Below are 23,578 nucleotides of genomic sequence, written 5' to 3'. Positions count from 1 at the left end.
AGAGGGCCCGATGCCCTTCGTGAGCACTGGTCACGGCCCCGCGTCCGATGATGATTCGGGCGCGGGGCCGCGTCCTTCCCCGACACCGGTTGCCGCAACGGATCTTGCGGCAACCCGACGCCAGCTGACCGAGGCGTCCGGACCACATCGACTCGACGCCCCCGGCCTGCGCCAGGTACTCGTCGACCTGCACGAGTTCTGGTTGACCAGCAAGGGCGCCGAACTCGGTATCAAACCCGGTAGTGGTCTAGCGATCGTCGCAGTCGGCGGGCTCGGACGCGGTGAACTGCTGCCGCACTCGGATCTCGACCTGATCCTGCTCTACGAGGACCAGTCACCCGAGCGGGTCTCCGAGGTCGCCGACGGCCTCTGGTATCCGTTGTGGGACGCCAATATTGCGCTCGATCACAGCGTGCGCACGGTTCCGCAGGCGCTGCAGGTGGCCTCCGAGGACGTCACCGCCGCACTCGGTCTGCTCGAGGCCCGGCACATCGCCGGTGACGAGGACCTGTCGGCCCTGCTGATCGGTGGGGTGCGCCAGCAATGGCGTTCGGAGATCCGCACCCGTTTCCCGGCGGTGGTCGAACACGCCCGGGATCGCTGGCGACGCAGCGGCGACATCGCACACCGCGCCGAACCGGACCTCAAGAACGGTCGCGGCGGGTTACGCGACGTGCAGTTGCTCGGCGCGTTGTCGATCGCGCAACTGACCGACGGCATGGCCAACTTGCGACCCGATTCTCCCGGCGCCGGACCACAGGCCGCCTATCATCGGCTCCTGGACATCCGTACTGAATTGCATCGGATCGCCGGGCGCCCGCGCGAACAGGTGCGCGCCCAGGATGCCGACGAGATCGGCGCAGCGCTGCGACTCGGGGACCGCTTCGACCTCGCACGGGTCATCAGCGACTCCGCGCGCACCATTGGGTACTCCACCGATGTCGGTGTGCGGACCGCAGGTAATGCGCTGCCACGACGTGGGTTGGCCAAACTGCGCCGCTCGCCGATCCGGCGGCCGCTTGACGAGGGTGTCGTCGAGCACAATGGTGAAATCGTGTTGGCGCGCAACGCCATTCCCAGCAAGGATCCGGGGCTGATTCTGCGAGTGGCGGCGTCCTCGGCGCGTACCGGTCTGCCGATCAGCGCCTCGACCCTGTCGCGATTGGCCGACTATGCCCCGGAGCTGCGCGAGCCGTGGCCGAGCGAGTCGCTCGGTGATCTTCTGGTCCTGCTCGGTGCGGGGCCGCACATGGTCGACCCGATCGAGGCTCTCGATCGGACGGGTCTGTGGGGTCGGCTCCTGCCCGAGTGGGGTGCGGTGCGTGACCTGCCTCCGCGCGACGCGGTGCACACCTGGACCGTCGACCGGCATCTGGTCGAGACCGCCGTCAACGCGGGCGCGATGACGACCCGGGTCACCCGACCGGATCTGTTGTTGCTTGGTGCCCTGATCCACGATCTCGGAAAGGGCCGTGGCGCAGACCATTCCATTGTCGGTGCAGAACTCGCCATCCAGGTCGGCAACCGGATCGGGTTGTGGCCGCAGGACGTGACGATCCTGTCACAGATGGTCCGACACCATCTGTTGTTGCCGACTGTGGCCACCCGCCGTGACCTCGAGGACCCGGCCACCGCCGAGGAGGTCGTCGAAAAGCTCGGACACAGCCGATTGCTCCTTGAACTGCTCGCGGCACTCGCGGAGGCGGATTCGCTCGCGACGGGCCCGGGCGTGTGGGGCGACTGGAAGGCCTCACTCGTCAACGATCTGGTACGGCGCGCGACCCGACTGCTCGACGGTGAGGAACTGCCCACACCCGAACCGCTGACCGACGAGATGATCGCGCTCGCGCGCAGCGACGAGTTCGCGGTCCGCATCACACCGACGGACGGCGCGCACACCTACTCCGTACTGATGGTGGCCCCGGACCAACCGGGCATGCTGTCGAAGATGGCCGGGGTGTTGGCGCTCAACGGATTGCGCTCGCTGTCGGCGACGGTTCAGAGCCACGAGAATCGCGCGATCAACAGCTTTGTGATGGTGCCCGTGTTCGGGGCACCGCCCGAGGCCGGACTGCTGCGACAGCAGCTCATGGCGACCGTCGACGGCAAGTTCAGCGTCCTCGAGCGGCTCGACAAACGGGAACGTGAGTCGCCGACTCCGACGATCGGCACGGTTGTCGCGACTCCCGGTGCGGTGGTCGTCGCGCATGGCGCGCCCGACGATCCCGCCACGGTGGCCGCCAACGCGGTGCCCGCATTGTTCGCGGTCGCCCCGTCGCGTGTGTTGTGGACGTCCTCCGCGGTCGACGGTGGGGTACTCATGGAGTTGCGCACCGACGACCGACTCGGACTGTTGAGCAGGGTCAGCGACGTGATCGAACACGCAGGCGTCGTGGTGCGGTGGGCCAAGGTCGCCACCCTGGGGAACACGGTCGTCGACACGTTCTGTCTGGTGCTGGGGGAGGACACTCCCGAGCGTCGGGCGAAGCTGGCCGACGCGGTGCTCGCGGTCTGTCCGCCGCCGCGGCCACGCACCGACGCCGACGACGATCCCGGGCCGGCGAGTTTCGGCGGCAGCGGCCGATCGGGAGTGCCCATCAGCTGACGCCTCGCGCGGTTCGAGCAGTCGGCGGTGCTTGCCGTGTCGCCGCATGCGCCCGACGCGCACCCACGTCGGGTGCATCACGAGCCGGTCATGGAAGGATGGTGGAATGTTCGACTCCCTCTCCGATCGGTTGACCGGTGCGCTGAAGGATTTGCGCGGTAAAGGCCGCCTCTCCGACGCTGACATCGACCGCACCTGCCGCGAGATCCGCCTTGCGCTGCTCGAAGCCGACGTCTCGCTGCCGGTGGTGCGGGCGTTCATCGCGCGCATCAAGGAACGCGCCAAGGGTGCCGAGGTCTCCGCGGCGCTGAACCCGGCCCAGCAGGTCGTCAAGATCGTCAACGAGGAACTCGTCGGCATCCTCGGCGGCGAGACGCGGCGCGTCCGGTTCGCCAAGACCCCGCCGACAGTCATCATGCTCGCCGGCCTACAGGGCGCGGGTAAGACGACGCTCGCGGGCAAGCTCGGTGCCTGGCTCAAGAAGCAAGGCCACACCCCGCTGCTGGTCGCCTGCGATCTCCAGCGTCCCGGCGCGGTCTCGCAGCTCACGATCGTCGGTGAACGCGCCGGCGTCCCGGTGTTCGCGCCGCACCCGGGTACCAGTATCAGCGGTGAGGCAGCTCCCATCGGGACCAATCCGCTGGGCGTGACCGCCGGAGACCCGGTGTCGGTGGCGACAGGTGGCGTCGCCGAGGCGCGCGCCAAGCACCACGACGTCGTCATCGTCGACACCGCGGGTCGTCTCGGAATCGACGCCGAGCTGATGAAGCAGGCTTCCGACATCCGCGACGCGACCCGTCCCGACGAGGTGCTGTTCGTCGTGGACTCGATGATCGGTCAGGACGCGGTCACCACCGCGCAGGCGTTCGCCGACGGCGTCGGCTTCACCGGTGTGGTGCTGACCAAACTCGACGGTGATGCCCGCGGTGGTGCAGCACTGTCGGTGCGTGAGGTGACCGGGCAGCCGATCATGTTCGCCTCCTCGGGTGAGAAGCTCGAGGACTTCGACGTCTTCCATCCCGACCGGATGGCCAGCCGCATCCTCGGCATGGGCGATGTGCTCTCGCTCATCGAACAGGCCGAGGAACACTGGGACGCCCAGCAGGCCGAAGAGGCCGCCGCCAAGATCACTCAGGGTGAGTTGACGCTCGAGGACTTTCTCGAGCAGATGCAGATGATCCGCAAGATGGGCCCGATCGGTAACATCCTCGGCATGCTGCCCGGAGCCGGGCAGATGAAGGACGCCTTGTCGCAGGTCGACGACAAGCAGCTCGACCGCGTGCAGGCAATCATCCGCGGTATGACGCCGGCCGAGCGGGACAACCCCAAGATCATCAACGCCTCTCGGCGTCTGCGTATCGCCAACGGCTCGGGTGTCACGGTCAGCGAGGTCAATCAGCTCGTCGACCGCTTCTTCGAGGCCCGCAAGATGATGGCGCAGATGTCCGGACGGATGATGGGCCCAGGTCGCAAGACCAACCGCAAGAAGGGCAAGGGGAAGAAGGGCAAGACCAAGGGCCGCGGACCCACGCCGCCGAAGGTGCGCGGTGGATTCCCGGGGATGCCGGGTGGCTTCCCGGATCTGTCGAACATGCCCGCCGGACTCGACCAGCTCCCACCCGGGCTCGAGGGCCTCGACCTCTCCCAGTTCCAGCAGCCGAAGAAGAAGTAGCCGGTCAATGCCCGGAGATGTTGCGGCAGAAGGGCACTCGATCCAGTATTCGGCGATTGACCACGGTGCGCCGCGGCATTACCGGGGTCGTGACCCGCTCACTGACGAGCCGATCGAGTTCTGGGTGCGCGGCGGGCGCATCCAGACCGAACCGATCCCTGATGCCCAGACCGCAGCCGATGACGTGTGGATTCTGCCCGGACTCGTCGATGCCCACAATCATGTCGGCATCGCCCCCGGGCTCGGGGTGACGATCGATCAGGCACGTATTTTCGCCCGTCAGGACATGGCTGCAGGCACCCTGTTGATTCGGGAGGTCGGCTCGCCCCTGGATACCCATCCTCTCGACGGCGAGCTGGTGGCGCCGCGATTCATCCGCTCGGGCAAGCACATTGCGCGGCCCAAACGGTACCTGCGTGACTACGGTGTCGATCTCGACGATCCGGACGATCTCGCCGGCGAGGTGACGCGGCAGGCGGCGGCGGGGGACGGCTGGGTAAAGATCGTCGGCGACTGGATCGACCGGGAGATCGGGGATCTCGCGCCGCTGTGGGACCGTGCGCAGCTAGACGCCGCGGTTCGTGCTGCCCACGATGCCGGGGCGCGCATCACCGCGCATGTCTTCGGTACCGACGCGCTCGGTGACCTCATCGCTGCGGGAGTCGACTGCATCGAACACGGCACCGGGGTAACGGCCGACCATGTCGACGCCATGGTCGAGCGTTCTATTGCTTTGGTACCCACTATGATTCAGATTGACAACTTCCCAGCTATCGCCGACGGAGCCGACCGGTTCCCGACGTATGCGGCCAACATGCGCGCCCTGTATGCGCGTGCGGTGGACACCTTCGCCGCCGCGCGCGAGGCGGGCGTGAGAATCTTCGCCGGTACTGATGCCGGTGGTTTCGTCGAGCACGGGCGGATCGTCGACGAGGTCGAACGGCTTGCCGGCATCGGTCTCGGTGCGCGCGGTGCCATCGCGGCGGCGAGTGTCGAACCGCGTCGGTGGCTGGGTGCCGATCTGCTCGCCGACGGGGATCGCGCTGACTTCTTGGTCTTCGACGAGAATCCGGCCTCCGATCTCGGTCTGCTCCGACATCCGCAGGCGATTGTCTGCTCTGGAATCCACGTCTGATCACTTCTGCCATTAGTGCTCCGCCCAGGGGTTGGTTGTGATCCAAATCACCCATTGCCTGTTGGTGCGTCTTATTACTGTTCGGTAAGGTCACAGACGCATTGCGGTCGCGATCAGTCCGCAACTGCATCCGGGCCGCCTGGGTGGCCCGGTCACGGGGCGAGTCCGATCGACGCGAGCGCGCTCGACGGACCGACATGAAGCCGGACATGCGGTTATCTTTCGCGGGGTGGATAACCGCATGTCCGCACCCCCGGTCGGGTCGTCCAGCTGCGTTCGGCTCTCTCGATTTCTCCCTTGCTCACCTGGTCTGGCACAATGACCTGCTGGTTCGTCGGAGCCGGTTACGTACCGCCCGACGGTCACACCGAGACAGATCGCAAAACCGGGCCCCACAACCGGTGGGGTTGCTGAATTGCGCAGTGACCATAGGAAAGAAGACGACATGGCCGTCAAGATCAAACTCACGCGGCTCGGCAAGATCCGCAACCCCCAGTACCGCATCGTCGTCGCCGACGCGCGCACCCGCCGTAACGGCCGCGCCATCGAGACGATCGGCAAGTACCACCCGAAGGAAGAGCCGAGCCTCATCGAGGTCGACTCCGAGCGCGCCCAGTACTGGCTCGGTGTCGGCGCGCAGCCGACCGAGCCCGTGACCGCCATCCTCAAGGTCACCGGTGACTGGCAGAAGTTCAAGGGCCTTCCGGGCGCCGAGGGCACTCTGAAGGTTGCCGAGTCCAAGACCTCCAAGCTCGACCTGTTCAACGCTGCGCTCGCTGCAGCCGACAGTGAGCCCGTCGCCGAGGCGACCACCCCGAAGAAGAAGGCCGCCAAAAAGGACGACGCGCCGGCCGAGACCGCTGACGACGCATCCGGTGCCGAGGACAAGGCTCAGGCGTGAGCGCTGTCGTCGCCGATGCGGTGGAGCATCTGGTCCGCGGCATTGTCACCAACCCCGATGACGTACGCGTCGAGTTGATCACCGGCCGACGTGGCCGGCTGGTCGAGGTGCACGTGAACCCCGAGGATCTCGGAAAGGTCATCGGTCGCAACGGCCGCACCGCGACCGCGCTGCGCACTCTCGTCTCGGGTATCGGGGGTCGTGGGATGCGGGTCGACATCGTCGACACCGATCGCTGATCTCGGAGTTCGATGGAGCTCGTGGTGGGCCGTGTGGCCAAGTCCCACGGCATTCGCGGCGAACTCGTCGTCGATGTCCGTACCGATGACCCGCAGGAGCGGTTCGCGTGCGGGACGACCCTGCTCGGCCGACTGCCGCGAGGCGCGGGCGAGCGCACTTTCACGGTGACAGCCGCCCGGGAACATTCCGGGCGGCTGTTGCTGTCGCTGGCCGAGGTGACCGATCGGTCGGCCGCCGACGCCCTGCGCGGCACGCTGTTCCTCATCGACAGCTCGCAGGTCGATTCCGGTGACGACCCCGACGCCTTCTACGACCACGAACTCGAGGGCCTAGCGGTCTCGACGATCGACGGTGTGGCCGTGGGCGTCGTCGATTCCGTCCTGCACCTGCCCGCCAACGACATCCTGGTTGTGCGCACCGACGCCGATCGGGAGGTTCTCGTGCCGTTCGTCCGCGAGATCGTGCCGACGGTGACCCTCGACGGCATCGAGATCGACCCGCCGCCCGGTCTCATCGATAGCGCGGCCGCCGACACCGGTGACGACGACGTCAATGGTTCGGCGCAGTGACCGGGGAATCGCCCCACATGCGCATCGACGTCGTCACCATCTTTCCCGAGTACCTCGAGCCGCTTCGGGCTGCGTTGTTGGGCAAGGCAATCGAGCGTGGAGTCGTCGAACTCGGGGTACACGACCTGCGTGCGTGGACGCACGACGTCCATCGCAGTGTCGACGACTCGCCCTACGGCGGGGGTCCCGGCATGGTGATGAAGCCCGACGTGTGGGGTCGGTGTCTGGACGAGGTGTGCCCCGACGACGCGCTGCTGGTCGTTCTCACCCCGGCCGGGGTGCCGTTCGATCAGGCCACGGCTCAGCGCTGGAGCGGGTACCCGCATCTGGTGTTCGCCTGCGGACGTTATGAGGGCATCGATCAGCGGGTCTTCGACGATGCGGCACGCCGGGTGTACGTCGAGGAGGTCTCACTCGGCGACTTCGTGTTGATCGGTGGCGAGGTCGCCGCGATGGCGATGATCGAGGCCACCGTCCGGCTGATACCCGGTGTCCTCGGCAATCCACGCTCCCACCAGGAGGATTCGTTCTCCGACGGCCTCCTCGAGGGCCCCAGCTACACCCGGCCCGAGATCTGGCGGGATCTCCCGGTGCCGCCGATCCTGCTCTCCGGCGATCACGCCAAGATCGCCGCATGGCGTCACGAGCAGTCGATGCAACGCACCCGTGAGCGCCGCCCCGACCTGTTACCGGGCGTCGATCATCCCGATCCCTGACCGGTCCAGACCCTGTGGAATCCCACCCCGCCGATGTCGGATTCTCCGGATAGGATCGATCGATCCGTGTGAGTGGGGAGGCGACGGTGGGAGACTCCGGTAACAGTCGCATGATCGGTGCGCGCTGGGCGGACATGCTCGACGACGTCGAGCGGCAGCGTGGCGAGGTGCGGCGGGTCGCCGATGCCGTCGCCGGTCTCACCGCGACGGTGACCAGCCCGGATCGCGCGGTGTCGGTGACCGTCGATGCGCGTGGCGTGCTGGTCGGCCTCGACATCACCCCGTCGGCGATGCGGCGTTATCGGGGAGAGCAACTTTCGCAACTGATCGTCGGACTCGTCGCCGATGCCGACGGCTCGCTGCGCACCCAACGCGCGCAACTGCTCACCGCCGCGACGACGGTCACGCCGGCGTTCACCGACATCGAGCCGTCCGCCCGATGACCGGCGATCGGCACACCGTCGACGTCGACCCCGACGACACCGGCACACTGCATGCCGTGCTCACCACTGCGGCCCGCCACCTCGACGACCTCGAAGCCGATCTCGACGTGCTTCTGGCGCAGCTCGATTCGGCGCTCGGAGGCGATCCCGGAGCGCTGCGGTTCCGCACCGGATTCGACGGCGTCGCGAGCTCTCTCGCCGGTGCGATGGCGCGCGCCGTCCGCGACGTCACCACCCTTGCGGCGTTGATCGACGCCGGGACCCGCGATCTCGTCGACACCGACGATCGTGCGGCACGCGGCTTCGACACTCGTGGGCGGTTGCGATGACGGCGCGATGAGCGGGCAGCCGTCGAGCGCCGACACCCGTGCGCTGGCCGAGAGCCTCGTCCCTGGATGCTGGCCCACCACCGACGACGCGACCCTCGGTCACGTCGCCTCCGGACTGGCCGCCCTGCGCGAGCGCCTCGACCACCTCGCGGCCGATCTCGCCGCCGCCTTTCGCGACGTCGACGGTGGGGACGGCCGTTTCACCCATGCGATCCTCGCCGGACGCGATCGCCTCGTCGGCGACGAGGAGGCCGCGCTGCCCACGACTGCGCGAGCGGTGGCCGCCGCCGCGGACGCCGTCGAGGCGTTCGCCGATCTGACCGTCGCGGCGCGTCTGCGGATCGAGTTGGTCGCGGCGATCACCGGCCGTGACCAGATGCTCGGCGAGCTTGCCGCGGCACTCGGCGACGACACGCATGCCGTGCGGGCGGCGACTGCGGGGCGGATGGCTCTGACGGCCGCCGGTGACGAGTACACCGAACAGTCCGGCACGCTCGTGCGGGCCGACCCGGCAGGTCCCGGTGGCGGCGGGCACACCGATGAGGGGACCGGAAGCTCTGCAAGCGCCACGAGCGGGATGATGCCGATGGCCGGCTTTGCCGGTCTCGGGGCGGCCGCCGCCGGCGCAGGTCTGGGTTCGGCGGTGCGGCGTGTCCCGGCCGGCCCTCGAACCGGTTCCGACGGGGAGGCCGACGAGCCGCCAGAGCTGACCCGCGCCGAGTACGACGCGCTCGCCCGTCGGGCGGCCGCCCTGCACATGTCACTGCCCGGCGCCGTCGGATCGTGGGTGCAGATCGCCGTCGGAGTGGGGGAGCACCCGCAGACCGGTCGAACGGTGGTGATCGCGACCAGCGACCCGGTGCCCTACCTGCGCCGGGGCATGTCTATACGATCAGGTGAGGAACTCGTCGGTGACGGCCGTGTCCCAGAGATCGCGCTTGTGCACCACATGCAGAACTCCGGCGTCATCCCGCTGGCGGTCGCCTCTGCGTCACCGCCGTCTGCGCAGGCCCGAGCGGCGATCGCGGCGTCTGGAGCAGCGCAGGTCGCCTCCGCGTCACGGTCGTCGAACGGTGTCGCCGGGCAGTGATCGGCGATTTCGTCGGGCCGGGGGTCGTCTGGCACAATGGTCGGGTTGCCTGATGCTGGCGTCCTCGCCGACGTCCATCCCGGCACATACACATGACTCGGAGCACGAACCGGTCGAACCTCGCTCCTGACCTTGGGTGATTTCCGGGGATCAGGGCGGGCCGCCAGGTTCCTCTGTTCACGCCACGCCAGAATAAGGACCACGACACATGAACATCCTGGACACCATCGACAAGCAGTCGTTACGCGACGACATCCCCGAATTCGGTCCCGGTGACACCCTTGACGTCCACGTCAAGGTCATCGAGGGCAGCAAGGAACGCGTCCAGGTCTTCAAAGGTGTCGTCATCCGCCGCCAGGGCGGCGGAATCCGCGAGACCTTCACCGTCCGCAAGGTCTCTTTCGGCGTCGGCGTGGAACGTACCTTCCCGGTGCACAGCCCGAATATCGCCAAGATCGACGTCCTCACCCGCGGCGATGTGCGTCGCGCGAAGCTGTACTACCTGCGAGATCTGCGCGGCAAGGCGGCCAAGATCAAGGAAAAGCGCTGACGCGTCTACCCTGACGACGTGGCTGACACCTATCGCGACGGCGACGGCGCCGGGGACGACCGCACCGATCCCGGCGGCAGCGCCGATCCCGCCGAAGGCCCTCCGCAAGCATCGCGGCCGTGGCGGACCACGAGCGACAAACCCGAGAAGAAGGGTTCGCTGCTGCGGGAGACGATCATCATCGTCGCCTGCGTCCTGCTGATCAGCTGGCTCCTGCAGACCTTCGTCGGTCGTCAGTACGTCATTCCGTCCGAGTCTATGGAGACTACCCTCATCGGGTGTAGTGGGTGCTCCAACGACCGGATCTTCGTGGAAAAACTCGCCTATACGTTCGGGGAACCTGCCCCTGGCGACGTCATCGTCTTCAAGGTTCCCGACTCGTGGGGTGGGGACGACTGGGTGTCTCCGCGATCGTCGAACCCGGTGGTACATCATCTGCAAGATGCGTTGTCTTGGTTCGGATTCGCACCTCCCGATGAAAACGACTACGTCAAACGCATCATCGCCGTGGGGGGGCAGACCATCGAATGCCGCAACAGCGAGGGCGTCGGTGTGAAGGTCAACGGCAAGGCGCTCAAGGAGCCCTACGTCAACATGGCGCTGCAACAGCAGAACGTTGCCAACGGCTATGTCAACAGCAATTCATTGACTCCCGATGGAAAGCTCAATAGCTGTCTCGGTGTCGATTTCGGGCCGATCACCGTGCCCAAGGGTCATGTATTCGTCATGGGCGACAACCGAACCCGCTCGTCGGATTCCCGCTACCACATTCAGACTGACCCCGCAGGGGTGATGACGAATGACGGCACCGTTCCGGTCGACGACATCCGCGGCAAAACGCAATTCATCATCTACCCGTTCTCCCGGATGGGCGGTGTGGGCTCGGTCAACCCGCAGCAGTGAGCGGTGTGCGGTGACCAGCGACGTACCCGACTGCTCGGTGTCAACTTCTTCGGCGTCGGCCGACGAGGTGACGCAATGAGCCGGTGGCCACCGCGATTCCCCGTCCGCCGTGCCGGGGGACTGCGGACCTACGAGTTCACCCTGCATCGCAACGGGCTCGGGCCCGTCGCCGGTGTCGACGAAGCCGGGCGCGGCGCATGCGCCGGTCCGTTGGTTGTGGCCGCATGCGTGTTGCGGCCTACCCAACTCGTCTCACTGGCCGAACTCGACGACTCCAAGAAGTTGACAGAGGCGGCACGGGAGAAGCTCTATCGTGCGATCATCCGTTATGCCGAATCGTGGTCGGTGGTGGTCATCGAGGCCGAGGAGATCGACCGCATTGGCATTCACGTCGCGAACATCGAGGGCATGCGCCGCGCGGTTGCCGGGCTCGACGTCGTCCCGGGGTATGTACTCTCCGACGGCTTTCCGGTGCCCGGTTTGACCGTGCCGTCGCTGCCGGTCGTCGGCGGCGACGGTGCGGCTGCATGTATCGCTGCGGCCAGCATCCTGGCGAAGGTGACGCGTGATCGCATCATGGTCGCCATGGACGGCGAGGTTCCCGGCTACTCGTTCGCTGTCCACAAGGGCTACAGCACCGCGTTGCACATGTCTTGTCTCGACCGACTCGGTCCTTCTGCGCAACACCGGATGTCCTACCGCAACGTTGCGTCGCGGCGGCTACTCGCAACCGCGCCCGACGTCAGCGACCAGGGTTCCCGCGATAGGCTTATCGGATGAGCGCTGAGGATCTCGAGAAGTACGAAACCGAGATGGAGTTGTCCCTGTATCGCGAGTACAAGGACATCGTCGGCCAGTTCACCTACGTCGTCGAGACCGAGCGCCGTTTCTATCTCGCGAATGCCGTCGAGCTGGTGCCCCGCAACGCCGAGGGAGAGGTCTATTTCGAACTGCGCATGAGCGATGCCTGGGTATGGGACATGTACCGTCCGGCTCGGTTCGTCAAGCAGGTTCGTGTGCTCACCTTCAAAGACGTCAATATCGAGGAACTTGAGAAGCCCGAGTTGCGGCTGCCTGACGAGCCCTGAACACGGCTGTGACACCGTCTGAGAGAATGGTCGCCCTTTTCCTACGGGGTTCACCCAATACCTGATTTCTCCACAGTTGTCACCGTGTGCACGGCGGCGGGGTGTTGTGGGTCGTGGTGCTCGGTCGTGTGGGCGTAGCGGGGCGATCGTTGTCGTCATGACAGCGAAACCTGTGAGAGCCCGGGGTGGTCGTCTGGGGAGGGCGGAGGTGGCGCGGCTCGGTGAGGATCGGGCGGCCGAGTTCGTGACCGAATTGGGTTGGTCGATCCTGGAACGCAATTGGCGTAATCGGTACGGTGAATTGGATCTGATTGCCTTCGACGGACGTCGGTTGGTGGTGGTGGAGGTCAAGACGCGGGCATCGCGCGTCTTCGCCGACCCGGTCGCGGCGGTGACAGCCGACAAGTTGACCCGGATGCGCAAGTTGACGCGGATGTGGTTGGCGCAGCAGAAGATCTGGTGGCCGGGCATTCGCTTCGACGTCATCTCGGTGCAGTTGGATCGGATGAATCCGTCGGCGATGGAGCGGGCGGAGGTGCGCCATCATGTCGGTATCACCGAGTGAGGATCTGGTTCCGGCACGTAGTTCGCTGGGGCGTGCGCATTCGGTGGGTTTGAATGCGTTCGAGGCCAACCCGGTCGAGGTTCAGGCCAATGTGGGCCAAGGACTTCCGTCCTTTTCGGTTGGCGGGAACGTTGATGCCTCTTTGCGGGAGGGTCGGGATCGGATCCGCGCGGCGATCAGCAACTCGGGGTTCACATTTCCGGATATGAAGGTGACGGTCAATCTGTCGCCTGCGACGATGCCCAAGCGTGGTTCGGCGCATGACCTCGCAATCGCGGTGGCAATTCTGGCTGCGCGTGAACAGGTTTCGCCGGTGAAGTTGTCCTCGACGGTGATGTTGGGGGAGTTGGCGCTCGACGGCGGGATTCGGCCGGTGGCGGGGGTGTTGCCCGCAGTGATCGAGGCGCGGAATGCGGGGTTTGCGCGGGCGGTGGTGCCGTTGGCCACGGTGGCCGAGGCATCGTTGGTGTCGGGGATCGAAGTCGGTGGGGCGCGGACGCTGGGGGAGGTGGCGCGGTGGCTGGGGGGTTCGTTTGTGCTCGACACGGTCGATGAGAATGCGGTGCCGCCGTCGGCGGTGGCCACGGTTGCCGACATGGTCGATGTGGTGGGCCAGGCCCAGGCCCGGCATGCGCTCGAGATCGCTGCTGCCGGAGGCCATCACGTGTTGATGACGGGGCCGCCCGGGATCGGGAAGACGATGCTGGCGCGGAGGTTGCCGGGGATCCTGCCGCCACTGGACGACGAGGAGTCGCTGCAGGTAACTGCGATCCATTCGATAGCGGGGGTGCTCTCGCCGGGGTCGCCGTTGGTCAGTGCGCCTCCGTTCATCGATCCGCATCACACGACGACGATCACCGCGCTGCTCGGTGGCGGTACCGGGATGGCACGGCCGGGGGCGGTGTCGCTGGCCCACCGCGGGGTGCTGTTTCTCGACGAGTGCGCCGAGATGGGCGCGAAAGTTCTCGACTCCCTTCGCCAACCGGTCGAGGAGGGGGTGGTCAAGGTGCCGCGGCGCGACGGGGTGGCCGTCTATCCCGCGCGTTTCCAACTGATCCTGGCCGCCAACCCGTGTCCGTGCGCACCGACACGGGATGTGCAGTGCATCTGCAGTGCGGTGGTCCGGCGGCGCTATCTCGGCAAACTGTCGGGGCCGCTGATGGATCGCGTCGACATCCGGGTGCGGATGGATCCGCCCGGTAACGTCGCGCTGGCCACCGAGACCGGTGAGTCGAGCGCTGATATCCGCGCACGGGTCACCGCGGCGCGCGGCGCGGCGGTCGAGCGATGGCGGCAATTCGGCTGGCGCACCAACGCCGAGGTACCCGGACCGGCGTTGCGCAGGCGTTTCCGGCTGCCACCCAAGGTCGTTCGGCCGGTGGACCTGAGCCTGCGAGAGGGGCGACTCACCGCGCGCGGCGCAGATCGCGCGCTGCGGTTGGCCTGGACGCTGACCGACCTCGCCGGGGGTGCGGTGCCCACCGAAAATGAAGTGGCCCAAGCACTTCTCTACCGCGATCGGGGGAGCTACCGATGACGACGACCGAATCCGAACGGCGTGCGTGGGCCTATCTGGCCCGCGTCGCCGAGCCGCCGTGTGTGCCGCTGACGGCACTTGTCGCCGAGGTCGGTGTCCTCGAGGCCGCGGCGGCCGTGGCGCGTGGGCTAGTGCCGCGCGGGCACGAGTCCGTGCTGAAGGCGACGCGCGCGCGTGCCGGCGACGACCGCTCGGAGTCGGATCTGGCGGTCGCCGAGAAATGCGGTGCGCGGCTGGTGACCCCCGATGATGACGAATGGCCAGGATTCTCACTGTTGGCTTTGGCGAACGCGGACACCGGTGAGCGCGGAGGGATGCCGCTGGTGCTGTGGGCGCGTGGCCCGGCCCGACTCGATGACCTCGCGGTCTCCTCGATCGCGCTTGTGGGATCGCGCGCCGCCTCGTCGTACGGGGAGCACGTCACCGGTCTGCTGGTCGAGGAGCTCGTCGAGTATGGGTGGGGCATCGTCTCCGGTGCCGCGTTCGGGATCGACGGGGTCGCCCATCGCGCGGCGCTCGCCAGTGGCGGCGCGACGATGGCGGTGCTGGCATGTGGTATCGATCGCGACTACCCCGCTGCGCACTCCAGGCTGCTCGCCGAGATCGCCGAGCGTGGAGTCGTCGTCTCCGAGTATCCACCGCACACAACCGCGGCCCGTCACCGATTCCTCACCCGAAATCGGCTTGTTGCCGCCTTGTCCAATGCCGTGGTGGTGGTCGAGGCGGGCGCCCGCTCCGGTGCGGTGAGTACCGCTGCGTGGGCGGTGAAACTCGGGCGGCCGCTCGGCGCGGTGCCGGGGCCGGTGACCTCTGCGACCTCGGTCGGCTGTCACGAGCTGATCGCCGATGGACGCGCCTTGCTCGTAGCCGATGGCGCCGCCGTGCGGACGATGGCGGTCCCCGACGGCGGAGGAGTCACAGACCGGGGAACGACCCGCAATACCGATGGCCTCACGCCGATTCAACAGCGCGTCCACGATGCGCTGCCGGGTCGCGGCGCAGTCACGGTCGAGGAAGTGGTGTTCTCGGCCGGCGTCCAGATCGGTGAGGTACGGGCGGCGCTTGCCGTACTGGAACTCGGTGGGCTGGTGGCCATGCAGGGTAGCGGATGGCGTCTCGCCTGACGCCAATGATCGGACCCACAGATTAGGTTTACCTAATTCGGAGTACGGTGGTTCGGGTGAAGGAGGTCCCATGGCCAAGCGAGTGAACACGATGACGGTCTTGCGGCGTGAACAGATCACCCCGCACATGGTGCGACTGTTTCTCGGGGGCGACGGATTCGACGACTTCGTGCCCGCCGTCGGCAAGGACGGACGTGCCGAAACGGACATGTACGTCAAGCTGATTTTCATGCCCGAGGGGATGGAGTTCCCCGACGACTTCGACCCGCGGGCATCGAGATCGCTTCCGCCTGAACAACAACCGATGTTGCGTACCTACACGGTGCGCAGGGTGGACGCCGAGCGTCGAGAATTGCTCATCGACGTCGTCGTGCATGGTGACCAAGGGCTTGCCGGGCCTTGGGCGGCGAGTGTCGAACCTGGTACCACTGTGCACTTCCTCGGCCCAGGTAGCGGATACCACCCCGATCCGGCCGCACCGTGGCACCTGCTCGCCTGCGACGAGGCAGGCCTGCCTGCCGTCGCGGCTGCCCTCGAGGCACTGCCGGCCGACTCCGTGGCCAGGGTCTTCATCGAGGTTGCCGGCCCCGACGACGAACTCGAGTTGAGCGCACCCGCCGGTGCCGAGATCACCTGGCTGCATCGTGGTGGCGGGGCCGGTGAGGTGGGCGAGGACAAGGCCGGCGATAACGCGCCGCTGGTCGCTGCGGTCCGCGAAGCAGCCTGGCTTGAGGGAGAGCCGCAGGTATTCATCCACGGTGAGGCGCAGGCCGTCATGCACAACCTGCGCGCTTACGTCCGCAAGGAGCGCGGGGTGAGTGCGGCCAAGGCATCGATCTCCGGGTACTGGCGCCGCGGCCGCACCGAGGAGGGATTCCGTCAGTGGAAGGCCGAACTCCGCGAGACCGAGGAAGGCGCCGAGAAGCCGGGGGCCGGACAGTGGGTGAACAACCTCGTCCGTTGAGGCCACCTCCTCCACCCGCCACGATCGGGTCCGGCTGTACCGATCCGGCAACGACACGGCGTGTGTGGTTGCCGGATCGGTGGTCGAGCGATGTGCTCGGGGCATGACCTATCCAAACCGGGCCGACGGGCCGGGCTCCGGCGACGTGCCCGAGGCCCGCGACGGCTCCGACGTCGGACGCGGTTCGGCGGTGCTGGCCGACTTCGCCGAGTATCTGCGGTTCGAGAAGGGGCGCAGCGCGCACACGATCCGCGCCTACTCCGGTGACGTCCGCGGACTGATCAGTTTCGCCGGAGCGCGTGGCGCGGCGATCTCGGAGATCGATCTCGGCCTGCTGCGCGCGTGGCTGGCCGAACACACGCGTCGTGGCGCAGCGCGCACAACCGTTGCCCGCCAGGTGTCGTCGGCGAAGACCTTCTGTGCGTGGGCCGTTCGTGAAGGTCTGCTCGCGAATGATCCATCGACCCGGCTGCAGGCGCCCCGGGCGCATCGCACCCTGCCTGCAGTGCTGACCGCCGAGCAGGCCGCGGCCGCGGTGTCTGCCGTGTCCTCGGCGCACAACGGCGACTCCACCACGGAGGACAACCTCGGACCGATCGCCCTGCGCGACAGGGCCATCCTGGAGTTGTTGTATGGCAGTGGGATTCGCGTCGGTGAGCTATGCGGACTCGATCTCGACGACGTCGACTCCGGTCGGCGGGTCCTGCGGGTGATCGGCAAGGGCGACAAGCAGCGAACCGTTCCGTTCGGGATACCCGCCGACCATGCCCTACAGACCTGGCTGTCCCACGGTCGCCCCCGCCTGGCCACCGATGCCTCGGGCGCTGCGCTGCTGCTCGGGGTGAGGGGTGGACGCCTGAACCAGCGCACAGCCCGGACGGTGGTGGCCTCGGCCGTGGCCGCGATCGACGGACCGCAGATGGGCCCACACGGCCTGCGCCACAGCGCCGCAACGCATCTGCTCGAGGGTGGCGCAGACCTGCGAGTGGTTCAGGAGTTGTTGGGCCATTCCTCGCTCGCCACCACCCAGCTCTACACCCATGTCAGCGTCGAACGCCTGCGCGCCGCGCACCGGCAAGCCCATCCCCGCGCGTGATTCACTCACGCTCACACCGGACCGTCGAGCGGTTTCAGCCGCACCCGCACCGCGCCGAGGAGCGCCAGCGGGTTGAGATAGTCAGCCGCGCGGCCGCTCCCGCGTCGTGCTCCCCAATGCAGGCACGCCGCCGCCGGGCATCCGGGGTGGCCCCCATCGACCGTCCCGATCACCTGTCCGCCGCGCACCCGGGCACCCTGACGAACCGCGGCGTGCACCGGCTCGTAGGTGGTGATCACCCCGTCGTCGTGCTCGATTGACACCGTCGGTTTGCCCGCCACGACCCCGGCGAAGCGGACGATCCCGTCACCCGCGGCGAGGACCGCGGTACCGGATGCGGTGGCGAGATCGATCCCTCGGTGCCCCGGTTGCCAGCGCCGGGTCGGTTCGTCGAACCCGCGCACCACCGTCGGCCGGGGCGACAGAGGTGCCGAGTACCGCGAATCCGGTGCCGAGGCGACACCGGCCGCGGGGGACGGTTGCGCCGCGACGAGTGTGGGTACCGCCAGCAGCAATGACACCACGGCGACGAGTTCTGCCACACCGATGGCGAGGGCGCGCCGGAGGCGCAGGGGGATGGCGAGGGCGCGCCGGAGGCGCAGGGGGATGGCGAGGGCGCGCCGGAGGCGCAGGGGGATGGTCATGACAGATCAGACGCAGCGCATCGACGATTGGCTCCCTTTGTGCCGAACGAACTCCGCGCCCGCAGATCGTCGGCTGCGTTCCACCGAGCTGTGCAGGGCAGATTTTGGAGCTGTGCAGGGCATACGCGTACACTGATCGGGCACCTCGCCGACGGCGGGGTGACTTCGCGCGCTCGTCACCAGATCGCCCTCCCGATGTGGTGGAGATCGATAAACCTTCCGTGTGGACGGTCCCGGTATCACCGGGTTCCGCGCGGACACGGGCGTCAGGGTTCGGGCCACCCGGTACCGAGCATCAACCGACAAAGGAATGAGACCTCATGGCTGTCGTGACCATGAAACAGCTGCTGGACAGCGGCGCACACTTCGGGCATCAGACCCGCCGTTGGAATCCGAAGATGAAGCGATTCATCTTCACCGACCGCAACGGCATTTACATCATCGACCTGCAGCAGACGCTGACCTACATCGACAAGGCCTACGAGTTCGTCAAGGAGACCGTCGCCCACGGCGGCACCATCCTGTTCGTCGGGACCAAGAAGCAGGCGCAGGAGTCGATCGCCGGAGAGGCGACCCGCGTCGGCATGCCGTACGTGAACCAGCGCTGGCTCGGTGGCATGCTCACCAACTTTCAGACCGTCCACAAGCGCCTGCAGCGTCTCAAGGAACTCGAGACCATGGAGCAGACCGGTGGCTTCGAGGGTCGCACCAAGAAGGAAATCCTGATGCTGACCCGCGAGAAGAACAAGCTCGAGCGGACCCTCGGCGGTATCCGCGATATGGCCAAGGTGCCATCTGCCATTTGGGTGGTGGACACCAACAAGGAGCACATTGCTGTCGGTGAGGCACGCAAGCTCAACATCCCGGTCATCGCGATCCTCGACACCAACTGCGACCCCGACGTCGTCGACTACCCGATCCCGGGCAACGACGACGCCATCCGCAGTGCCGCGCTGCTCACCCGTGTCATCGCCTCGGCGGTTGCCGAGGGCGTACAGGCCCGCGCCGGTGCGGCGTCGGACGACTCCAAGCCGGAGGCCGGCAGCGGCGAACCCCTCGCCGAGTGGGAGCAGGAACTGCTCACCCAGGCCACCGCGCCCGCCGAGGGCGACGCCACCCCAGCGTCCTGACCCCCGGCGTACCCACGGGTCGCGCCGAGTAACCGATCACTCTCTTTAAGGAGGCTCGCCAACGATGGCGAACTACACCGCAGCCGATGTGAAGCGTCTCCGCGAGCTCACCGGCTCTGGAATGCTGGACTGCAAGAAGGCGCTCGAGAACAACGACGGCGACTTCGATAAGGCCGTCGAGGAATTGCGCATCAAGGGCGCCAAGGACGTCGGCAAGCGTGCCGAGCGGTCCACCGCCGAGGGGCTCGTCGCCGCCAAGGACGGCGCGATGATTGAGCTCAACTCCGAGACCGACTTCGTCGCCAAGAACGCCGAGTTCCAACAACTCGCCGACCAGGTGCTCGACTCCGCTCTGGCCGCTAAGACCAGCGACGTCGAGGAGCTCAAGGCAGCCAAGCTCGGTGACGGCACCGTCGCCGACGCCGTGCAGGCACTCTCGGCCAAGATCGGCGAGAAGCTCGAACTGCGTCGCGTCGTGTTCTACGACGGCCCCGTCGCGATCTACCTGCACAAGCGTGCGTCGGATCTGCCGCCGGCCGTCGGCGTGCTGGTGTCCTACACCGGTGAGGGCGACGCCGCAGCCGAGGCCGCGCGCAACGCCGCGCAGCAGGTTGCCGCTCTCAAAGCCCGTTACGCCAGCGAGGACGAGGTCCCCGAGGACGTCAAGGCCGACGAGCGTCGTATCGCCGAGGAGACCGCCAAGGCCGAGGGCAAGCCCGAACAGGCTCTGCCGAAGATCGTCGAGGGCCGGCTCAAGGGCTTCCTCAAGGACGCGGTACTGGTGAATCAGCCGTTCGTCAAGGACTCGAAGAAGACCGTCAAGGATGTTCTGGACGAGGCCGGCGCGACCGTCAAGCGCTTCACCCGCTTCGAGGTAGGCCAGGCCTGACCGAGCGGCCACGAAGCCATCCGAGAGGGCCCCGATCCACTACGGTGGGTCGGGGCCCTCTCGCATGTCGTGCCGGGTTCCGCAGCGCCGGTGGCTCAGATCGGCCTGTGGTTCTCGGTCACTCCGGGCCCGCTGTCCTCAGTGGCCCGGTTCCCGTGCCTTTCGAGGCACTACCCGGCCACGACGACTCAAGGGGCGGCCGACACCCACGGCGTCGACCGACACGCCGACGAAGGTCGGTGCGGCCACCTCGCGGCCCGTGGCATGGATCTGGGGCACCTCTGGGCGGCGAGTAGGCCGAGAGTCCCGGACAGGTCGCCGTGCGTCGTGCACCTGGGAGTTGGGTGAGCGGGATGCGCTGGGGGCAACTGGGCGGCGGCACACCGCGTGACGCTGTCGAGCACGAGGGCCGCGGGATACGGGGTCGGTGGAGGTCCTCTCGACTGAGGCGGCGAGGTTCTAGCTACCGGCCGGACTTGCTGACCTCGATTCCGTCGCCCCCGGTCGAAAGCGTCGACTTCGGTATTCCGCTCGACGCACTCGATAGCGACGGGATCGACGCCATCGGTCATGGGCAGCTCGCGTCACGATCTCCGCATGACCGTGGACTCTGCCTACGACCGTGGACTCTGCCGATGACCGTCGACTGCATGAGGTCGGCGTCATGTCACGACGGAATCGTCGTGACGTTCCTCCGGCGCCCGGGATCGAGCTCACCGAGCGCTCCTGGCGTACCCGCCCGAGCTGTCATTGTGCCTGCTCGGCGGGGTGTGGCGGTGTTCTGCTCGGCCAATCGGGGCTCTCGGCCCACCTTCTCGGTGCCAGACGGTGGCGCCGCGCTCCGATTCGGACGGACGTGACCATAAGATGGTGAGTCGAACCGACGAGTGAGGATGTTGATGAGCGAAACCCCCGACACCCGACAGTCCGAACGCCCCGGCTTCGGCCGCGTGCTCCTCAAGCTCGGCGGCGAAATGTTCGGCGGGGGAGAGGTCGGTCTCGATCCCGACGTCGTCGCCACCGTCGCCGACCAAATCGCCGAGGTCGTTGAGTCCGGTGTACAGGTGGCCGTGGTTATCGGCGGCGGCAACTTCTTCCGCGGCGCCGAACTCCAACAACGCGGCCTCGACCGGGCGCGCTCGGACTACATGGGCATGCTTGGCACTGTGATGAATTGTCTTGCTTTGCAAGACTTCCTGGAAAAGCGGGGAATCTCGACACGAGTGCAGACCGCCATCACGATGGGGCAGGTGGCTGAGCCGTACCTCCCGTTGCGTGCGCAGCGACATCTGGAGAAGGGCCGGGTGGTGATCTTCGGCGCCGGCATGGGTATGCCCTACTTCTCCACCGACACCACCGCCGCGCAGCGTGCGCTCGAAATCAAGGCCGAGGTCGTATTGATGGCCAAGGCCGTCGACGGCGTCTACAGTGCCGATCCCCGCATCGATCCCGACGCCACGCTGTTCCGCGAGATCACCCACCGGGAGGCTCTCGACCGGGAACTGAAGGTTGCCGACGCGACCGCTTTCAGCCTCTGTATGGACAACAAGATGCCGATGTTGGTGTTCAATCTGCTGGAACGTGGGAACATCGCGCGTGCCATCGCCGGAGAACGCATCGGCACGCTGGTGAGGACCTGACCGGCGGCGAGGCGACCCACTACCGATCCCGACGAACCGGCGAGCCGAATCCAGCCCGACCCGCCACGACGAAACAGGAACACACAATGATCGACGACACGCTGCTCGACGCCGAGGAAAAAATGGAGAAGGCGGTGAGCGTCGCGCGTGAGGACATGGGTTCGATCCGTACCGGCCGGGCCAATCCGGCGATGTTCACCAAGGTGGTCATCGAGTACTACGGCGCCATGACCCCGATCACCCAGGTCGCCAGTATCAACACCCCGGAACCCCGGCTGGTGGTGATCAAACCCTACGAGGCGTCGACCCTGCGCGACATCGAGACCGCCATCCGCAACTCCGATCTCGGGGTGAACCCGACCAACGACGGGACCCTGATCCGCGTGGCCGTGCCGCAGCTGACCGAGGAGCGTCGCAAGGACCTCGTCAAGCAGGCCAAGGGCAAGGGAGAGGACGCGAAGGTCGCCATTCGCAACGTTCGCCGTAAAGCGGTCGAAGAACTCAAACGCATCCAGAAGGACGGCGAGGCCGGTGAGGACGACGTGGTCCGCGCCGAGAAGGATCTCGACAAGACCACCGCCGGTTATGTGACACAGGTCGACGAACTCGTTAAACACAAGGAATCTGAGCTTCTCGAGGTATGAGTGGGGTCCGCGGTGTGAGTATCACCGGGGACGACGACCGAGACGAGGCAAGACGAACGAGGCGAGACGACAGGCGGAATCGACAACGATGTCACACGAATCGTCGGGGACCGGCGGCACACACGGCGACCCCGACACGACCGCGCCTCGGAAGTCGCGCGCAGGACGTGACCTTCCGGCCGCGATCGGGGTCGGGGTGACCCTTGGCGTCAGCATCATCCTGATACTGCTGTTCGCGCCGTGGGTCTGGTACATGGTCGTGTCTGTGGCGTTCGCGATCGCCACCTGGGAGGTCACCAAACGATTGCGCGATGGGGGCTCCGACGTGGCGTTCTGGCCGCTGCTCGTCGGCGGTCAGGCGATCATCTGGTGTAGCTGGCCTTGGGGGACAACCGGGATCCTGGTGGCGTTCGTGGCCACGGTGCTTGTCATCATGGTGTGGAAGTTGTTGGCGCAAGGTATCACTCGTGCACCCGAGAACTATCTGCGCAATCTGTCCGCGTCGGTGTTCGTGCTCGCCTGGCTCCCGCTGCTGGCTTCGTTCGGTGTGCTGATGGTGCATCAGGATCACGGGGCCGCGCGCGTGGCGACCCTGATGATCGTCGTCGTGTGTTCCGACGTCGGCGGCTACGCGGCCGGTGTACTGTTCGGCAAGCATCCGATGGCGCCGGCCATCAGCCCGAAGAAGTCGTGGGAAGGTCTGGCGGGCTCGCTGGTGGTGGGCACCGCGGGTGCGGTGTGCACCACGATGTTCCTGCTCGACACCCAGTGGTGGATCGGCGTGATCCTGGGACCTGTCCTCGTGGTGTGCGCGACGCTGGGCGATCTCGTCGAATCACAGGTCAAGCGAGACCTGGACATCAAAGACATGGGGACCCTGCTGCCCGGGCACGGCGGCATCATGGACCGACTCGACTCGCTGTTGCCGTCGGCGTTCATCGTGTGGGCTGTGCTGACCGCGCTGCTCTGAGCGGGCTCACGCAGCGCCCCGACGGCGCTCGTCACGTCGCCGACGGCGCCTATCGAAGCGCTGTCGGCGGACAGATGGGCGCTGTCGGCGGACAGATGGGCGCTGTCGGCGGACAGATGGGCGCTGTCGGCGGA

General features: G+C 66.9%; 25 protein-coding genes. 24 read left to right on the top strand and 1 reads right to left on the bottom strand.

The genetic code is table 11. The annotated features are described in order from the left end of the window. Window positions 1-10: 10 nt before the first annotated feature. From EF294_RS15775 to EF294_RS15685, 19 genes are all read left to right on the top strand, one after another. Window positions 11-2,605 (top strand): [protein-PII] uridylyltransferase, encoded by a 2,595-nt coding sequence (locus EF294_RS15775; protein ID WP_123931780.1) that lies wholly within the window; start codon window positions 11-13, stop codon window positions 2,603-2,605. 106 nt (window positions 2,606-2,711) lie between these two features. Continuing rightward, complete coding sequence (gene ffh, locus EF294_RS15770; protein WP_123931778.1) at window positions 2,712-4,277, top strand: signal recognition particle protein; 1,566 nt, start codon at window positions 2,712-2,714, stop codon at window positions 4,275-4,277. Window positions 4,278-4,284: 7 nt separating this feature from the next. Beyond that, window positions 4,285-5,412, top strand: coding sequence for an amidohydrolase family protein (locus tag EF294_RS15765; protein ID WP_123931776.1), 1,128 nt, complete (start codon window positions 4,285-4,287; stop codon window positions 5,410-5,412). A gap of 445 nt (window positions 5,413-5,857) precedes the next feature. Next, entirely contained in the window at window positions 5,858-6,313 is a 456-nt protein-coding gene (rpsP, locus tag EF294_RS15760; RefSeq protein WP_006371301.1) for a 30S ribosomal protein S16, read from the top strand. Then, on the top strand, window positions 6,310-6,552 hold the full coding sequence (locus EF294_RS15755; RefSeq protein ID WP_006371302.1) for an RNA-binding protein: 243 nt from the start codon (window positions 6,310-6,312) through the stop codon (window positions 6,550-6,552). The genes rpsP and EF294_RS15755 overlap by 4 nt, the downstream gene beginning before the upstream one ends. Before the next feature lie 12 nt (window positions 6,553-6,564). Next, on the top strand, window positions 6,565-7,122 hold the full coding sequence (gene rimM, locus EF294_RS15750; RefSeq protein WP_123931774.1) for a ribosome maturation factor RimM: 558 nt from the start codon (window positions 6,565-6,567) through the stop codon (window positions 7,120-7,122). A gap of 17 nt (window positions 7,123-7,139) precedes the next feature. Then, complete coding sequence (trmD, locus tag EF294_RS15745; protein WP_185091121.1) at window positions 7,140-7,838, top strand: tRNA (guanosine(37)-N1)-methyltransferase TrmD; 699 nt, start codon at window positions 7,140-7,142, stop codon at window positions 7,836-7,838. Window positions 7,839-7,924: 86 nt separating this feature from the next. Then, entirely contained in the window at window positions 7,925-8,281 is a 357-nt protein-coding gene (locus EF294_RS15740; RefSeq protein WP_246007902.1) for a YbaB/EbfC family nucleoid-associated protein, read from the top strand. Beyond that, window positions 8,278-8,610, top strand: coding sequence for a hypothetical protein (locus EF294_RS15735; RefSeq protein ID WP_123931770.1), 333 nt, complete (start codon window positions 8,278-8,280; stop codon window positions 8,608-8,610). Before EF294_RS15740 ends, EF294_RS15735 begins: the two co-directional genes overlap by 4 nt. 7 nt (window positions 8,611-8,617) lie before the next feature. Then, window positions 8,618-9,700: a hypothetical protein gene (locus EF294_RS15730; protein WP_123931768.1), complete on the top strand. Its 1,083-nt coding sequence runs from the start codon at window positions 8,618-8,620 to the stop codon at window positions 9,698-9,700. Between the two features lie 208 nt (window positions 9,701-9,908). Next, window positions 9,909-10,250 (top strand): 50S ribosomal protein L19, encoded by a 342-nt coding sequence (gene rplS, locus EF294_RS15725; RefSeq protein WP_006371308.1) that lies wholly within the window; start codon window positions 9,909-9,911, stop codon window positions 10,248-10,250. Between the two features lie 18 nt (window positions 10,251-10,268). Continuing rightward, on the top strand, window positions 10,269-11,153 hold the full coding sequence (lepB, locus tag EF294_RS15720) for a signal peptidase I (protein ID WP_123931767.1): 885 nt from the start codon (window positions 10,269-10,271) through the stop codon (window positions 11,151-11,153). A 75-nt stretch (window positions 11,154-11,228) separates the two neighbouring features. Further along, entirely contained in the window at window positions 11,229-11,933 is a 705-nt protein-coding gene (locus EF294_RS15715; protein ID WP_123931765.1) for a ribonuclease HII, read from the top strand. After that, the gene (locus EF294_RS15710; RefSeq protein ID WP_006371311.1) at window positions 11,930-12,241 is read left to right on the top strand and encodes a DUF2469 domain-containing protein; all 312 of its coding nucleotides are present in this window, start codon (window positions 11,930-11,932) and stop codon (window positions 12,239-12,241) included. The genes EF294_RS15715 and EF294_RS15710 overlap by 4 nt, the downstream gene beginning before the upstream one ends. A gap of 157 nt (window positions 12,242-12,398) precedes the next feature. Further along, entirely contained in the window at window positions 12,399-12,806 is a 408-nt protein-coding gene (locus EF294_RS15705; protein ID WP_185091116.1) for a YraN family protein, read from the top strand. Then, on the top strand, window positions 12,787-14,343 hold the full coding sequence (locus EF294_RS15700; RefSeq protein ID WP_123931763.1) for a YifB family Mg chelatase-like AAA ATPase: 1,557 nt from the start codon (window positions 12,787-12,789) through the stop codon (window positions 14,341-14,343). Before EF294_RS15705 ends, EF294_RS15700 begins: the two co-directional genes overlap by 20 nt. Then, on the top strand, window positions 14,340-15,467 hold the full coding sequence (gene dprA / locus EF294_RS15695; RefSeq protein ID WP_123931761.1) for a DNA-processing protein DprA: 1,128 nt from the start codon (window positions 14,340-14,342) through the stop codon (window positions 15,465-15,467). The genes EF294_RS15700 and dprA overlap by 4 nt, the downstream gene beginning before the upstream one ends. A 70-nt stretch (window positions 15,468-15,537) precedes the next feature. Then, window positions 15,538-16,431, top strand: coding sequence for a siderophore-interacting protein (locus tag EF294_RS15690; protein ID WP_123931759.1), 894 nt, complete (start codon window positions 15,538-15,540; stop codon window positions 16,429-16,431). Between the two features lie 103 nt (window positions 16,432-16,534). Further along, window positions 16,535-17,527 carry a tyrosine recombinase XerC gene (locus tag EF294_RS15685; protein WP_246007901.1) on the top strand — a complete coding sequence of 331 codons (993 nt, stop codon included), beginning with the start codon at window positions 16,535-16,537 and terminating at the stop codon, window positions 17,525-17,527. A gap of 11 nt (window positions 17,528-17,538) precedes the next feature. On the opposite strand, the gene EF294_RS15680 is transcribed toward EF294_RS15685, so the two are convergent. Continuing rightward, entirely contained in the window at window positions 17,539-18,171 is a 633-nt protein-coding gene (locus EF294_RS15680) for a M23 family metallopeptidase (protein WP_123931757.1), read from the bottom strand. 320 nt (window positions 18,172-18,491) lie between these two features. On the opposite strand from EF294_RS15680, the gene rpsB reads away from it, so the two are divergent. From rpsB to EF294_RS15655, 5 genes are all read left to right on the top strand, one after another. After that, entirely contained in the window at window positions 18,492-19,301 is an 810-nt protein-coding gene (gene rpsB / locus EF294_RS15675; RefSeq protein ID WP_006371318.1) for a 30S ribosomal protein S2, read from the top strand. A gap of 64 nt (window positions 19,302-19,365) precedes the next feature. Further along, complete coding sequence (gene tsf, locus EF294_RS15670) at window positions 19,366-20,190, top strand: translation elongation factor Ts (RefSeq protein WP_123931755.1); 825 nt, start codon at window positions 19,366-19,368, stop codon at window positions 20,188-20,190. 899 nt (window positions 20,191-21,089) lie between these two features. After that, on the top strand, window positions 21,090-21,830 hold the full coding sequence (gene pyrH, locus EF294_RS15665; protein ID WP_123931753.1) for a UMP kinase: 741 nt from the start codon (window positions 21,090-21,092) through the stop codon (window positions 21,828-21,830). An 86-nt stretch (window positions 21,831-21,916) separates the two neighbouring features. Next, window positions 21,917-22,474, top strand: coding sequence for a ribosome recycling factor (frr, locus tag EF294_RS15660; RefSeq protein ID WP_123931751.1), 558 nt, complete (start codon window positions 21,917-21,919; stop codon window positions 22,472-22,474). Window positions 22,475-22,562: 88 nt separating this feature from the next. Continuing rightward, window positions 22,563-23,444: a phosphatidate cytidylyltransferase gene (locus EF294_RS15655; RefSeq protein ID WP_123931749.1), complete on the top strand. Its 882-nt coding sequence runs from the start codon at window positions 22,563-22,565 to the stop codon at window positions 23,442-23,444. The last annotated feature ends 134 nt before the right edge of the window (window positions 23,445-23,578 follow it).

Origin of the sequence: Gordonia oryzae, from assembly GCF_003797185.1 — a bacterium.
Taxonomy (GTDB): domain Bacteria; phylum Actinomycetota; class Actinomycetes; order Mycobacteriales; family Mycobacteriaceae; genus Gordonia; species Gordonia oryzae.
The sequence above is the reverse complement of the archived record's forward strand: the minus strand, read 5'-3'. Positions and strand labels throughout refer to the sequence as shown.